The organism is Planococcus versutus (assembly GCF_001186155.3).
Lineage (GTDB): Bacteria > Bacillota > Bacilli > Bacillales_A > Planococcaceae > Planococcus > Planococcus versutus.
This window is the reverse complement of sequence record NZ_CP016540.2, coordinates 789,415-803,557: the sequence shown is the minus strand read 5'-3', so window position 1 is coordinate 803,557 and position 14,143 is coordinate 789,415. Positions and strand designations below refer to the sequence as shown.

The following is a 14,143-nucleotide window of genomic DNA, read 5'->3' as shown; positions in this document are numbered from 1 at the left end:
TGTTCAACGCTATTTCTGTCACTCTTTCTAACCGATTTATTTACGTTATCCTCCTTTTCAACTCGTAGGCTTTTGATGTTTAGAACATGTTTATATAGAAACTTGGTTACTTCATATATTATTCTCTTTTATACTATTGTCAATATTCTGATAAGTAAAGAAAGAGGTATCTTCTTCTTCAAAAAAAGAATCTACTCCAATGGAGAGATTCTTTTTTTCGACATCCTTATTTTGCAAGTGGAGAAATTTCACCATCTGTCATTAAGAAATCATGACAATTAATCAATAATTCTTTCAGTGAAACGGTAAGACGGGAAGCATCGTAAGCACATACCGAAATCGCTTGAATTTGCGGAATCAGCTCATTAATTGCTTGTTCATATTCGTTAAGCTCTTTAGTAAGTTCATCATTATCTCGCCACTCGATATGTCCCCAAGTTCGAAAACTCAATTCTTTCTCTACAAGAGGATCAATCAAACTAGAAAAATGTTTTAAAATCGTTGGTGGATGAAAATTGCCGTTTCGCCAATAAAAGGTAAAATTATTAACGTAATGAATATTTTGTAATTGTTCTTCAGAAAGAAACTCTTCGAGACGAGCTACTATTTTTGGGAAAAGACGTTCATTTTCAACAAATAGCACTTGGTCTCCTTGTTTAATACCTTCTTCGACATACGAAATGGCATTATCAATATAACTAGTTAAGTCTTCTACATAATAAAAAATGTGGTCGCCTTTCGATAACTGTTGCTTATCTTGAATAGCTATAATTTCTTTTTCCACTTGATTGGCCTCCTTATTACAATAGTGAAATTTAATGGTTTTTTTAAACTGTCGATTTAGCTATATCTACTATACACAAATGAACAACTAAAAGATAACGCTAGCTTTTGTTTTCTATAAATAAGATTCTTACTTGCATGTAACGCAGTAATATTGTTGTATATAATACATATAGCGATTTTAACTTACGTCAAAGGTGGTCTATTATGAAAACTTCTATTCGACAGCTTCAGCTGGATGATTTACATTTTTTAGAGGAGATGGAGACAGGAATTGCAGATGATTACCTGCTCCGAGTATACAAAAGAATATCTGGTGGCTCTAGCCGTTTATACGGTTTGTTCGTCGACAATCAGCTTGCGAGTATTGGAGGCTACACGATTTTCGCTGAGCATTACATAATGCTTGGTCGAATGCGCAGTGATTTGCGCTACCGTGGCAATAATTTATCCACACAATTGATGGCTCATGTATTGGAACAAAGCTTTGCCCTTCCTGCCATTCAATGGATTGGTGCCAATACGCAAGAAGAAAATACAGCTGCTCGTCGCGTGTTGGATAAACTGGGTCTCAAAGAAATATCTACATTATCTAGTGCTATTTCAACAAAGGTCTCTTTACTTGAAAAGAATGGCTCTTATTGGAGAGAACTTACAGAGCTATCACATAAAAGAGAATGGATCGACCAGCTTTATACGAACAAAGGTGCTGTATTTCCTTATGAATGCTATTACGCATTTCCATCTACTGAAAACTTATTTACCGACGCCAAATTAACCGAATGGTCATTTTTTGAAAATGCGCAGGAAGACCGAGTACTAATCACCAAAAAAGATTATAAACGACAATATTATTTACATGTTGTTTACCCATGGGACGACATTTCATACCAAGCCGGATTGTGGGAAACCATTTCACTGGCACAGAGTAAGTTAAGTGAACAAGTCAAAACAAATCCATTTATTTGGATGGATTTAACTCCTTCACAAGTAAGCCAATTACCAAGCAATCATCCTTTTGATTTGCCTTCACCTTGGCTGTTATATGGCATCGACCGCAGCAAAGAATAATTGACTACTTGTTTTGGTAAGAAATGTACTTTCTCTACCTAATCGAGTCATTAATAAAAGCGAGCATCTTCTTTTGATTCCAAAAAGAAGATGCTCGCTTTTATCTGTTTATTTATGAATGAAAAATTAAACGCCATCCACCAATTCATTTTCATTATCGACGCGTCGCTGGTTTGTTTTCAGCTGATCCATTTCTTCTTTTGTTAAAAATTGAACTTTGTAACCAACCAATCCCATAATAATGCCAATTATCGGTACGGTGTAATTGAGTACTGCGTAAGGTGCATATGCAAATGGATGTACAGCCAAAGTGGCTAAAATAAAGACACCACATGTGTTCCAAGGTACAAATGGTGACGTCAATGTTCCACCGTCTTCGAGTGCACGCGAAAGGTTTTTTGAATGCAAGCCTTGGTCTTGATAAGCTCTCGCATACATTCTACCTGGAATGAGAATGGAAATGTACTGCTCTGAAGCTGTTGCATTTGTAAAAAATGCAGACACGATCGTAGCAGCAATCAAACTACCTGCTGTTTTTGCGACTTTTAAAATCTGTTTAACGATGGCTCTCAACATACCTGTCTGTTCGAGTATGCCTCCTAAAACCATCGCAAAAATAGTTAAAGAGACGGTGAACATCATAGATGCGATTCCTCCGCGATTAAACAACTCATCAACCATTTCATTGCCAGAAACAATAGCATAACCGTCATGCAGTGTATTAACTGAATCTCCAACGTTTCCGCCTTGTACAAAGATTTGACACATAAAGCCAAGAAAGACGCCGATAATCAATGCTGGTAAAGCAGGTACTTTAAATGCAACCAACACGATGATTGCTCCAGGTACTAATAACAACCAAGGTGAAATTAAAAAGTTACTATCTAAAGCTGCTAAAATCGCTTCAATATTACCTTGGTCAATAGCTGATCCAGCAAATTGACGACCGAGGAAAAAATAAACGATTAATGCGATAATCAGACCAGGAACTGTTGTATAGAGCATATGTTTAATATGTTCAAACAAATTAGTATTTGTGATGCCTGCTGCTAGATTTGTTGTATCCGATAATGGCGACATTTTATCGCCAAAATAAGAACCTGAAATAACAGCTCCTGCTACCATAGCAGCTGGAATACCCATACTGATTCCGATACCCATACCCGCTACGCCAATTGTCCCCATAGTAGACCATGAGCTCCCAATAGCGAGTGCAACAATTCCACAAATAATACAGATTGTCATTAAAAATAAGGAAGGGGTAATAATTTGTAAACCATAATAAATCATGGTTGCGATAATACCTCCGCCAATCCACGAAGCAATAATCATGCCTACAACAATAATAATCAAAATAGCAGGAAGAGCAAGACGAATTCCTTTATAAGCCCCTTCTTCGATTGTTTCCCATTTATACCCAAAACGCCATGCAATAATTGCTGCAACAATTGCTCCTACAGCTAAAGGCACATGAGGACTTCCTTCAAAGACAATAATTGTGATGGCCATTACAGTGATCATAACAACTAATGGAACAAGTGCTAATAGAAAAGGTATTTCAATCTCTTGTTGTTTTGCTTTCATTGATAGATCACCTTACTCTCCGATGTAATACTTTTATAATACATCAAAAATTCAACTAATCTATCTCTTTTTTTATATCTTAAACAAAGACGTAAAAAACGCTTACTTTAAAGGAGGCGTTTTTTCTATAGAGATTAATTTTTCAGAACTATACCTTATTCAAAGCATAATGAATTTCGGCTTCAAAAAACTGTCGGTAATGATCCGCTGATTTTCTTCTAGATACGTTTCCACTTTCAAAAACACGGCGACACATATAAAATGGCGCATTGTCGTTTTCTGCGACTTGCCAGTTTCCATAAATCGACTCCTGACTTCCAAAATCTACGAAAAAATTTTGACCTATAGGATAGACTGGATACTTGCAAGCTATTTTTTCTGATTGGTTATTAGCTGACGTCTTCTTTGGTGATGTCATTGCCAACACTCCTTACTATCCTCATTTACGTAAATGATTATACCTCTTCCTTTATAAATACCCATTATCATTATGTAGTTAAACTGAAAAACGCCTTTCTTGTTTATTTGAACATGGCTATCTCTAGGTTTCTACTCTCTCTGTTAGTGGTATCTTAAAAATAATAGTTCTGTTTTTATAAAAATGTTGATCAAGCATTTTGCACTCATTATTTTCATTCGTAAAACAGAAAAACTTATCCGGAGGTGCCTGATGAAATCCCCAGAATACTGGCTTTACTTAGTATTATCTATTTCAAAAATGTGGTTATTCAGCATATACGCAGAAACGGTTTTCTCTTTTAGTTTCTTCTTTCTCAATCTTGCTTCCATTGTTGTATTGTCTAGCTGGACTTTACTCGTCAGTAAAAAGAAACGATCTTGGATTTTGTTGATCTTGTTGTTTTTACATAGCACCTTATTAGTCTCGGATCTTTGGTACTATCGTTATTTTACTGATTTTCTTTCGATTGCCTTGCTTTCTGACATTACACAGATGAGTGACGTTGGTGGCGGTTTTTTGACATTAATCGAAACGAAAGACTTTTTCTTTTTTGCTGATTTGCTCTTTTTTTCTTTTATTCTTTTTATTATGCGTACAAAACAAGAAGTCGTAACACAAAAAAGCAAACGAATCTTCGCAGGAGCTGGCTTTGTTTTAGGACTGGTTATTGTTGTAATGCCGCTTGCAATAAATTATAACGATGAGGAAAAATGGCTTGTTGATGAGTCTATCTCAAATATGCGTGAATACTATCAACTCGGCTTTTGGGGTTATCACGGACTGGACTTTGCTCGTGGAGTTGGCTCTTTTTTAAGAGATGATCACTTGTCAGCAGCAGACGAAGCATTGATTCAGAAAGTGAATCCCGAGACCCCTTTTACTGTATCCGATTCAGAAAAACCAAATATTATTGTCGTGCAATTAGAATCGTTTCAAACGTCTGTAATTGATCATCAAGTAAATGGTCAAGAATTAACACCTCATTTAAATGCATTAAAAAAAGAAGCGCAGTTTTTTCCATCGTTTTATCATCAAACACATGAAGGGCGGACTTCTGATGCAGAGTTTATTACTTTAACTTCATTATATCCTTTGAAATCAGGATCTGTTTATACACAGTACGCAGAAGAAAACGAGTTTAGCGCTTTGCCAGAGCTACTAAAGAACGCCGGATATGACACTGCAGCAATGCATGCATTTCGAAAAGACTTTTGGAACCGAGATACAGTTTACGAAAATATCGGCTTTAATCAATTTTTCAGCCGTCCTGATTTCCCCGATGAACAAGACATTGGCATGGCTGTAAATGACGAAACTTTTTTAACTACTTCCATTGAGCTTACTGAGCAGTTAACAGAACCGTATTTTGCATTTATGGTTGCACTTTCTAGTCACACACCTTATACCATTCCTAAACAGTTTAAAGAATTGGATTTCACAGGTTATGAGGATCCCTTACTAAAAGGTTATTACGAAACGGTTCATTATGTAGACGGTGCAGTGGGCACCATGATTGAACAGTTAAAACAAAAAGACATGTGGGACGACTCACTAATTGTTTTTTATGGAGACCATGATAGTGGACTCACTCAAAAAGACAGTGAAATGGCGAAAGAGTTGAATGCTAAAACAGAGATAGAGTTGTTCGAACTTGATCGTCGAGTGCCACTTTTCATTAAACCACCTCATTCCAAAGAAGGAGGCATCAATGATAGTGTTGGTGGTCAAATTGATATTGCCCCAACCATTCTTGATCTTATCGGGATTGCGCCGCCTTATATGCTTGGTCAATCATTAATGGACGAAGACAGCAATTTAACTATTTTTCGAGATGGGTCTTTCCGTTTTGAAGACCTGTATTTCAAACCTGACTTAACACAACCTGCCGGAAACGGAAGCTGTTACAATGTCATGTTAGGGGAAACAGTTCCTGATGAGTCTTGTAACAAATTCAGTAACGTCGCGGCAGAACAACTCCGTGCTTCTGATTTGATCATTCAAAAAAATGCGTTACAAAAAATAAAAAATGCTAACAACTAACAAAACGCCCATTTTCACATGAAGATGGGCGTTTATCAAGTTGTCTGAATGTATTTTATTAGATTTTCATTATATGATGTCACTACAGTAAAGTAGTAAGCAATCGATTGTAGAGGATGGTCAAGATGAAAACATTTTTAAAAATAATTTTATTATTTACCATAGTTCTTGGATTAGGCGCATGTTCGAGTTCTTCACCAGAAAGTGAAGCAAACACTAAAAATCTAGCTCCTTCTTTTGAATTGCTCGATTTGGAAGGAAACAAACAAAACCTTGCAGACTATGCTGGACAAAAAGTTTATATAAAATTTTGGGCTTCTTGGTGTTCTATTTGTTTGAGCGGTATGGAAGAACTAAATACATTAGCTGGTGAAGAAACTGATTTCGAGGTATTGACCGTTGTATCGCCAGGCTCTAACGCTGAAAAAAGTAGCGAATCCTTTACTAAATGGTTTAAAGGGTTTCCAAATGCAGAAAATATTACGGTATTATTAGATGAAGGCGGTACATTTTTCGATGAATATGGCGTACTCGGCTATCCAACATCCGTCTATATCAGTTCGGATGGCACACTTGTTAAAAGCCAGACCGGTCATTTTAGTAATGAAGAAATCAAAAAGAGCTTTGAAACAATCCAGTGAAATTTGACTAGATTTGAGTAATTACATTTTGCCATTAAAATAAGCTATGACCGAAAAAGTCTTTCGGTCATAGCTTGTTTTTTAAATGACCAGAACTTTACAACAAATAAAATCCAATGCCCATAATGAGATAAGCGGCAAGTAGCGTTAAGCCTTCAAACCAATTCGACTCTCCATCGTTCATAACATTAATGGCAAGAAATACTGCGGTAATCATTGCGACTAGCTCTGAAACCGTAAAAACTAGTGGCATTTGCTGCGGCATGAACAAAGAAATGATGACAAGTATTGGCGCTACAAACATGGCGATTTGCAGCGTGGATCCAATAGCAATTTCTACTGCTACGTCCATCTTGTTCTTCATGGCCATGATAAGTGCCGAAGCGTGTTCAGCTGCGTTTCCAATAATCGCCACAATAATAACACCAATAAACAATTCCGACCAGCCAAATTGCTCTCCTACTTCTTCAAAAGTATGAACCAGATTTTCAGAAACATACGCCACAATCATAGTAGCAATAAGCAGAATAACCATCGCCTTCTTTTTAGACCATTCCGGCTCTTCAGGCTCCGAATCTTGTTTTACATCTGCATGACTATAAACGCCGCGGTGAGTGACCAGTTTGAAAAAGAGCCCAGCCAAATACAAAAGAATCATAATAATTGAGATGCCAACACTCAACTGAATGGTCTCAGTTTCAGTCATTGTGGTTGAAAAAATTTCAGGAATGACAAATGCTACGACAACTGCAAAAATCAATAAACCCGAGTTATGCGAAGCGTCATGAACATTAAACATCTGCCGTTTAAACTTAATGCCTCCACAAAAAAACGATAAACCAACAACCAGCAAAAGGTTCCCCAGTACAGAACCCGTCAAAGAAGCTAAAACCACACCAATTAAACCGGCCTTTAACGCAAAAATGGAGATGATCAATTCGACCGCATTTCCAAATGTGGCATTTAACAATCCTCCGATACGAGGACCACTAACAATTGCCAAACTTTCTGTTGCTCTTCCCATGAAACTTGATAATGCCACAACACTTATAGAGCAAATAAAAAACATAGCAATGCTTGGCCAATCGAGAAAAGACCCGATGATCGTCAAAGGTACACCTACTGCCACCAGAATTCCAAATATTCGATTCATCCTATCCCTTCTTTCCATTCAATATTATTCAATACCCACTAGTTAAAATTGTTAACGCAAAAAACCACATACTGCTTTTGTAGGCAATGTGTGGTTAGCAAACTATTTCCTCAGATTTCTCTTTTAGTTTACTTATTGAAAAAAGGTATTTTTGTTCGTACGGTTCTATACAATGGTCCTAACAGTTTACGCAACGCATGAACTGGCGGCACTGAACTTCTACCATGCCACTGAATCCATTCTAATGCGACTAAGTTTAATATTAGCCAAATTAGCCCTGCCATATAGCCTCCCAACACATCACTTGGGAAATGAGCACCGAGATAGATTCGACTACTGCCAATCATAATAATGAGAGCGCTTAAAAGAGCAACGGTCATCCATTTGATCCAAGGCCGGTGCTGTGTGCGTATGACCAAATAAATGACAAAGCCATAAAAAATCAATGATCCCATCGAATGGCCACTTGGAAAGCTGTAGCCGATTGCGTCTATGTCGGGATTAATACTTGGACGTTCACGGACGTATAGATTTTTCAATAACACCGTTAAAAGCGAACCGCCTCCGACTGCAATGACAAAAAATAACGCACCCCATTTGTCTTTCATCTTGAATCCTAGTACGCCTAATACTACGAGAGATAACACTGTCAAAAACCAAACTGATCCCATTTCGGTAAAGACAAACATGACTTTATCTAAAGTTTCACTTGCTCTGGCTTCCATTCCGTTAATAATAAAGTTATCAAATTGAGCGACTTCCTTATCTATTACTTCTTCAGCTAATTCTGTAAACAACGCAATAAATAAAGCAGCTAGACCTAATCCACCGAGCAGCAATAAAAAAGCTAAGCCGGCCATTTTTTCATTTTTTTTCATCTTATCGCTCCTACTTCATTGTAATACTTACCTCTACCCTTTTTCAGTAAAATATATGTGAAAAAAGTTCTTTGAATCCTACCATTTGTTACATAAGCTACAACATGGTATTTTTATCATACGACAAATGACATTATTCAGGAGCTGATCGCTTGAAACAGTTAACCGGAAAGACAGCCATCATTACAGGAGCCAATAGCGGTATCGGCTTAGAAGCAGCTACAGTTTTTGCAGACCGCGGCGCGCAAATCATTATGGCTGTGCGCAATTTAGAAAAAGGAAAGGCTGCTCGCAATTCGATTCTTGATGCGAATAGCGCAGCACTTGTAACCGTAATAAAACTCGACTTGGCAGATCTTGCAAGCGTTCGATCATTTGCAGAGAGTTTTACAAACCAGTATGATTCACTCGATTTACTTATTAATAATGCTGGTGTCATGACACCGCCTTACTCAAAAACCAAAGACGGATTTGAACTGCAATTCGGTAGTAATCATCTTGGTCATTTTGCGTTAACAGGGCTGTTGCTACCTGTACTAAAAAAAACACCACATTCACGCGTCGTAACTGTCAGTAGCCTTGCTCATAAAGGGGCTAAAATCGACTTCGATAATCTCGACGGTACAAAAGGCTACAAAGCCATGAAGTTTTACGGTCAAAGTAAACTAGCAAATCTACTATTTGCGCAGGAATTGGATAAACGCTTGAAAGAGCATAATCTGCAACCCATGAGTATTGCTTGCCATCCCGGAATTTCTGCGACCAATCTTTTTAAATTCGGTAAACGAGATGCCCCCAAACTGATGAAGTCGCTCATGCATAACTTCTTGCAACCTCCAGCTATGGGTGCTTTGCCGACTATTTATGCAGCTACCGATTTACGACTTACAGGCGGCGAGTATATTGGTCCTGATGGCAAAGGTCAACGTAAGGGCTATCCAACGTTAGACACGCCTCATGCATCGGCTAGTGACCATGCAGTTTCTCAAAAACTTTGGGAAGTGTCAGAAAAGCTGACAGGTGTCCAATTTGACTTCAGCAAAGCCTGATTATAAGAGAAGCCACTTTCATTAATAAACTGAAAGTGGCTTTTTTCTTTGCTTTAAAGATTATTTCTTTATCATTTAGTAACTATTATTCTGACAGAGTGGTTAGAGTTGTTAAGGTAGTCTTCGATTACGACGCGGTGACTACCGACCAGTCTATCTGGCAATTTGTCTGGACCAAAAAACTTAAAGCTCAACGATTCTTTTTGATCAACAATCAATTCACCGTGAAATTTATTTGAATAATAAGCCGTCGTGACCACATAAAACTCATCGCCATTTTTGGCTACTACAAAATGCTTGGGCCCGGAGTAGACATTGATCAATTTCAACTCGTCAATCGCTAAACCAGTCTCTTCCATGACTTCTCGTTTGGCTGTGTCTTCTGTAGATTCCCCGAGTTCCATCAGTCCACCGGGAAGCCCCCACAAACCTTCTGGAAATTTCCTTTCTTCTAGCAGCAAACGGCCTTCTTCATCAACAATTACGACGACAGAACCAACGAGAATCAATGGCCTATGCCCCACCACCGCTCGCAATTCTTCTACATACCCCATTTACCTAACCTCATTTCTTCAGTATACGAATCGAAACCTCTATAGATCTCTCTCCATTCTACCGCTCAGCTCAACGAATAAATAATAAAAACCATACACTTTTTTATTAGCAAAGATTCCAAATCGTTCATAAAACGGCTAAAATAATAAACAGCAACTCCAGTCTTAGAAACAAAGGAAGTGTTACTTTGCTCATAGGAAAAACAGCCATCATCACAGGTGGCAATAGCGGTATCGGCTTTGAAACGGCAAAAGGTCTGCTAGCACTGGACGCACAAGTTATTCTAGCTGTCCGCAATACGAAAAAAGGAGCTCAAGCGCGCGCGACTTTACTGGCCCTTTATCCTTCTGCTCAAATTGATGTCATGAAGCTGGATTTGGCTGACCTTGAAACGGTTCGGAAGTTTACTGAACAATTCAGCAAAGCCTTCGATAAACTAGATTTGTTAATTAACAATGCAGGAATTATGGCACCTCCTTTTTCAAAAACGACAGACGGCTTTGAACTGCAGTTTGGCAGCAATCATCTTGCCCATTTTGCTTTGACAGGTTTGCTTTTGCCTTTACTAACAAACACTGCCGGTTCACGTGTCGTGACTGTTAGCAGTCGAGCACATAGCCGCGGCACAATCGACTTTGATAACCTTGATGGATCCAAGGGTTATCAGGCAAAAAAATTCTATAACCAAAGCAAGTTAGCTAATTTATATTTTGCGCTAGAGTTAGATAAGCGCTTTAAAGAACATGGCTGTCAGACAATTAGCGTGGCTTGTCATCCTGGTGTTTCTGCCACCAATATTTTAAAACTTGGCAGTTGGGAAATTCCAGCTACTGTTAAACGTGTCGCTAACCTTTTTCTTCAATCACCTAGTATGGGAGCACTGTCAGCAATTTATGCTGCGACTGAAACCAGCCTTATAGGAGGCGAATACATCGGGCCAGTTGCCCAGTTTCAACGAAGAGGCTATCCCACGTTAGGAACACCTCACGACAATGCAACTGATTCTGAAATTTCTCGCAAGCTTTGGGACGTGTCGGAAAAGCTCACAACTGTTGTTTATCCCTTTAAACGACTAAGTTAAAAGCTGATGGCATTTATTTCCGATTATTCGTGCTATAAATAGTTTTTTAATGAGACATAATTTTTGTTGTTTGGGGAATAGTTAAAGGCAGTTTGTGATTTTTGTTCTTTACCCCAATTTTACTATAATGGAGGAATTTATAACATGAGCAAAATAAATAAAGTTGTTGGTGGCATTGAATTACAATGGAATTTAGAAACAGGAGAAGCGCTTTTTGAAGGTAGAGATGTTGTTTTCTTTTGGATTTCTGCCATGGAAACTTTTTTTGATACGATCAAAGACATTTCAGGTGTGGAAGCAACACAACTTGTACTAGAAACAACAGGATTCCGCCAAGGAGTTATTGTCGGCGAAGGATTTAAAAGCTTAAAACAAATTGACACGTCTAACGTTGTCGAATGGATTTCCAATACATATGCTCCTGCTGGTTGGGGAAAAGTTGCAATCGTCAAAATGGACACTAAACACAACACCTTTACATTACATATCCAAAACGACTGGGAATATAAAATGAACTTGTTGAATAACAAAGGCGCAGAAGGCATATTCGTCCCTTCTCATTATGCGGGTGTATTGACAGGTCTGTTTGGTATCAACTTCTGGTATAAAACCATTCAGTATCAAAACGATAGTACCTCTTATAGCGTCGTCGAATATTTCCCTTCCGAAGTAACCGTTCAGCAAAACATTCGCGAGCTGTCTCGGAAACAAGAAGCTGATCAAATTCAAAAACTGGAAGCACTCGTAGACGAGCATACAAAATCACTGCAAAATTTAGTCCGAGAGCTTTCTTCTCCGATTATTCCTGTGCTTGAAGGCATTATTGTCGTACCGATGATTGGTAGTTATGATGAACAACGGACAGAAGATTTAATCGTTAAAACTTTAAGTGAGCTTCCAAAACACAAAGCTCAATACTTATTAGTTGATTTGACTGGTTTAAATCAGCAGATTACAGAACATACAGCTTCCTTAATCGATAAACTTGGAGCTTCTGCAAGACTTTTAGGAACGGAAGTCATTTTGGTCGGCATTTCACCTGAACTGGCAATAGTGATTGCGCAGTCACAAAACAGCTTAAAAAACTTTGAATCCCTTCAAAGCCTTCAGCACGGCATTTATTATGCGTTAGGCCGCAGCGGTCGGAAAATCGTTTGACACGTTTTATCTACAACTAGAACAGCGCGACCCGGATAAATTCCAGGTCACGCTATTTTTGAGAAGTTCATTCTACTTACTTCGCTCACATTTGCATTACTCTTCGACTCGGAACCAACCCGGTGCATTCGTCACCATGTTCCATAAGTTTTCAGGAATAGCTAGCTGTTGTTTTTTACTCAAATAGATTGCTTGAAAAATTTCCTCATCTCGACTTTTTTGAACTTTCGAGAGCCAGTCAGGATCCATAATTAACGCATGACCAAGAGATACTAACGGAGTAACTTCTAATGCCTCTTTTACATGATCTAGTGTTTGCAAGCCACCTACTCCAATAACCGGTACACGACTGCCAATATGCTGTTGAATAATTTCAACACGCGAGCGGCTATCCTCTTCGCGAATCGAGCCACCAAAAAATCGTCCGACCGATACGTGAATATAGTCAACGCCTTGATCGACAATAGCGGTTAGGAAAGCTAATGTCTCATCTAGTGTAATACCAGGCTCTTCTCTTTCTTCTGGACTAACACGATATCCTACAACAAATGGTTGATCGGCATACTTATTGACGGCTTGTTGGATCGATTCGATTACTGCTAGTGGAAAGTTCATACGTGAAACAATATCCCCTCCCCATTTATCGGTGCGTCTATTAGAATGCGGCGAGAAAAATTGCTGAAGCAAATACGTATTAGCACCGTGAATCTCCACTCCATCAAATCCTGCTTCAATTGCACGTCTTGTCGCTTCACCAAATGCCTCAATTGTTGCCTCAATTTCTTCAGAATTCATTTCTCGAGGTGTAGCGGCATTTGGACGTAGTGCTGCTACAGCACTTGCTGAAACTGGTTTGTTGCCTTTTAATAAGTCTTCATTTGACATACGTCCTGCGTGATAAATCTGCAAAATGGCTTTAGCTCCGCCTTCACGAATAGCTGTAGCTAGTCGTGTGAGGCTATCAATGCGGTCATCGCTGTCTGCTCCGAATGGACTCGGAAACCCTACACCAAGTGGTTCGACATGTGCACAGGCAGTAATAACAGCACCCAGTCCACTTTCAGCACGGCGTTTATAATAAATCAGTTCTTCTTTTGTGACATCACCACTAGAATCCGAAGATGAAGTGGTCATCGGTGCCATCAAAATTCGGTTTTTAACGGTTAGTCCAGATGTAAACGTAAATGGTTCGAATAGAAATTGAGTTGTAATCGTCATCTAAATCCCTCCTTATTCTAGTTCTTTACCCATCTGAAGACTCCTGCAAGCCTAGTTTTATCTGCAAAAAATCGGCTAGTAGACTGTAGGTTCACTAGCCGGTTGATTTTTTTCTAATCTATTTAACAATGCTGTAATAAACCCGAGAAGTTAAGCGATAAATAATTCAATAACTAGCTGTAAAAGCAAACACTACTCCAATAAATGAGAGCAACCATGTAATCTCGTTTGTCACACCGAAAATCAGTAAACGCTTTCGGACGATTGGATATGCAAAACTAACATGGATTGTGACAATAACTATTAGGGTTTTTCAGACACTTACTTGAAGTAGATAATTAAGTCCTTACATGACAGCTGGTTTATTCAGCTCGATCCACTGGTTCTTTTTCATGTATTCGTAATAGCCTTGTTTGAAAAAACCGCACCATTTCGTCAATTTCAGCTTGCGGTGCCGCATTCAGCACCTCAA

The 14,143-nt window shown here is 38.6% G+C and carries 13 protein-coding genes; 6 read left to right on the top strand and 7 right to left on the bottom strand.

Annotated features, from left to right (window positions below; genetic code table 11):
* Positions 1-226: 226 nt before the first annotated feature.
* On the bottom strand, positions 227-784 hold the full coding sequence (locus tag I858_RS04055; protein WP_049694792.1) for an MEDS domain-containing protein: 558 nt from the start codon (positions 782-784) through the stop codon (positions 227-229).
* A 206-nt stretch (positions 785-990) separates the two neighbouring features.
* Here I858_RS04055 and I858_RS04050 point away from each other — a divergent pair, with 206 nt between their 5' ends.
* On the top strand, positions 991-1,854 hold the full coding sequence (locus I858_RS04050) for a GNAT family N-acetyltransferase (protein WP_049694793.1): 864 nt from the start codon (positions 991-993) through the stop codon (positions 1,852-1,854).
* 126 nt (positions 1,855-1,980) lie between these two features.
* Here I858_RS04050 and nhaC read toward each other — a convergent pair whose 3' ends face one another.
* Together nhaC and I858_RS04040 are read right to left on the bottom strand one after the other, a co-directional pair.
* A complete protein-coding gene (gene nhaC / locus I858_RS04045) occupies positions 1,981-3,438 on the bottom strand; it encodes a Na+/H+ antiporter NhaC (protein WP_049694794.1) in 1,458 nt (485 codons plus the stop codon).
* A gap of 148 nt (positions 3,439-3,586) precedes the next feature.
* Entirely contained in the window at positions 3,587-3,856 is a 270-nt protein-coding gene (locus I858_RS04040; RefSeq protein ID WP_049694795.1) for a hypothetical protein, read from the bottom strand.
* 252 nt (positions 3,857-4,108) lie between these two features.
* Here I858_RS04040 and I858_RS04035 point away from each other — a divergent pair, with 252 nt between their 5' ends.
* A complete protein-coding gene (locus tag I858_RS04035) occupies positions 4,109-5,938 on the top strand; it encodes an LTA synthase family protein (RefSeq protein ID WP_049694796.1) in 1,830 nt (609 codons plus the stop codon).
* Positions 5,939-6,063: 125 nt separating this feature from the next.
* Positions 6,064-6,579, top strand: a complete 516-nt coding sequence (locus tag I858_RS04030; RefSeq protein WP_049694797.1) for a redoxin family protein — start codon at positions 6,064-6,066, stop codon at positions 6,577-6,579.
* A gap of 97 nt (positions 6,580-6,676) precedes the next feature.
* On the opposite strand, the gene cax is transcribed toward I858_RS04030, so the two are convergent.
* Both cax and I858_RS04020 read right to left on the bottom strand, forming a co-directional pair.
* A complete protein-coding gene (gene cax, locus I858_RS04025; RefSeq protein WP_049694798.1) occupies positions 6,677-7,732 on the bottom strand; it encodes a calcium/proton exchanger in 1,056 nt (351 codons plus the stop codon).
* A 128-nt stretch (positions 7,733-7,860) separates the two neighbouring features.
* Positions 7,861-8,610 carry a phosphatase PAP2 family protein gene (locus I858_RS04020; RefSeq protein ID WP_049694799.1) on the bottom strand — a complete coding sequence of 250 codons (750 nt, stop codon included), beginning with the start codon at positions 8,608-8,610 and terminating at the stop codon, positions 7,861-7,863.
* Between the two features lie 152 nt (positions 8,611-8,762).
* Here I858_RS04020 and I858_RS04015 point away from each other — a divergent pair, with 152 nt between their 5' ends.
* Entirely contained in the window at positions 8,763-9,659 is an 897-nt protein-coding gene (locus I858_RS04015; protein WP_049694800.1) for an oxidoreductase, read from the top strand.
* 71 nt (positions 9,660-9,730) lie between these two features.
* Here I858_RS04015 and I858_RS04010 read toward each other — a convergent pair whose 3' ends face one another.
* Positions 9,731-10,213, bottom strand: a complete 483-nt coding sequence (locus I858_RS04010) for an NUDIX hydrolase (protein WP_049694801.1) — start codon at positions 10,211-10,213, stop codon at positions 9,731-9,733.
* A 188-nt stretch (positions 10,214-10,401) separates the two neighbouring features.
* Between I858_RS04010 and I858_RS04005 the strand changes: the two genes are divergently transcribed.
* Together I858_RS04005 and I858_RS04000 are read left to right on the top strand one after the other, a co-directional pair.
* Positions 10,402-11,295 (top strand): oxidoreductase, encoded by an 894-nt coding sequence (locus I858_RS04005; RefSeq protein WP_049694802.1) that lies wholly within the window; start codon positions 10,402-10,404, stop codon positions 11,293-11,295.
* Positions 11,296-11,439: 144 nt separating this feature from the next.
* Positions 11,440-12,453: an STAS domain-containing protein gene (locus I858_RS04000; RefSeq protein WP_049694803.1), complete on the top strand. Its 1,014-nt coding sequence runs from the start codon at positions 11,440-11,442 to the stop codon at positions 12,451-12,453.
* A 96-nt stretch (positions 12,454-12,549) separates the two neighbouring features.
* Here I858_RS04000 and I858_RS03995 read toward each other — a convergent pair whose 3' ends face one another.
* On the bottom strand, positions 12,550-13,671 hold the full coding sequence (locus tag I858_RS03995; RefSeq protein WP_049694804.1) for an NADH-dependent flavin oxidoreductase: 1,122 nt from the start codon (positions 13,669-13,671) through the stop codon (positions 12,550-12,552).
* Between the last annotated feature and the right edge of the window lie 472 nt (positions 13,672-14,143).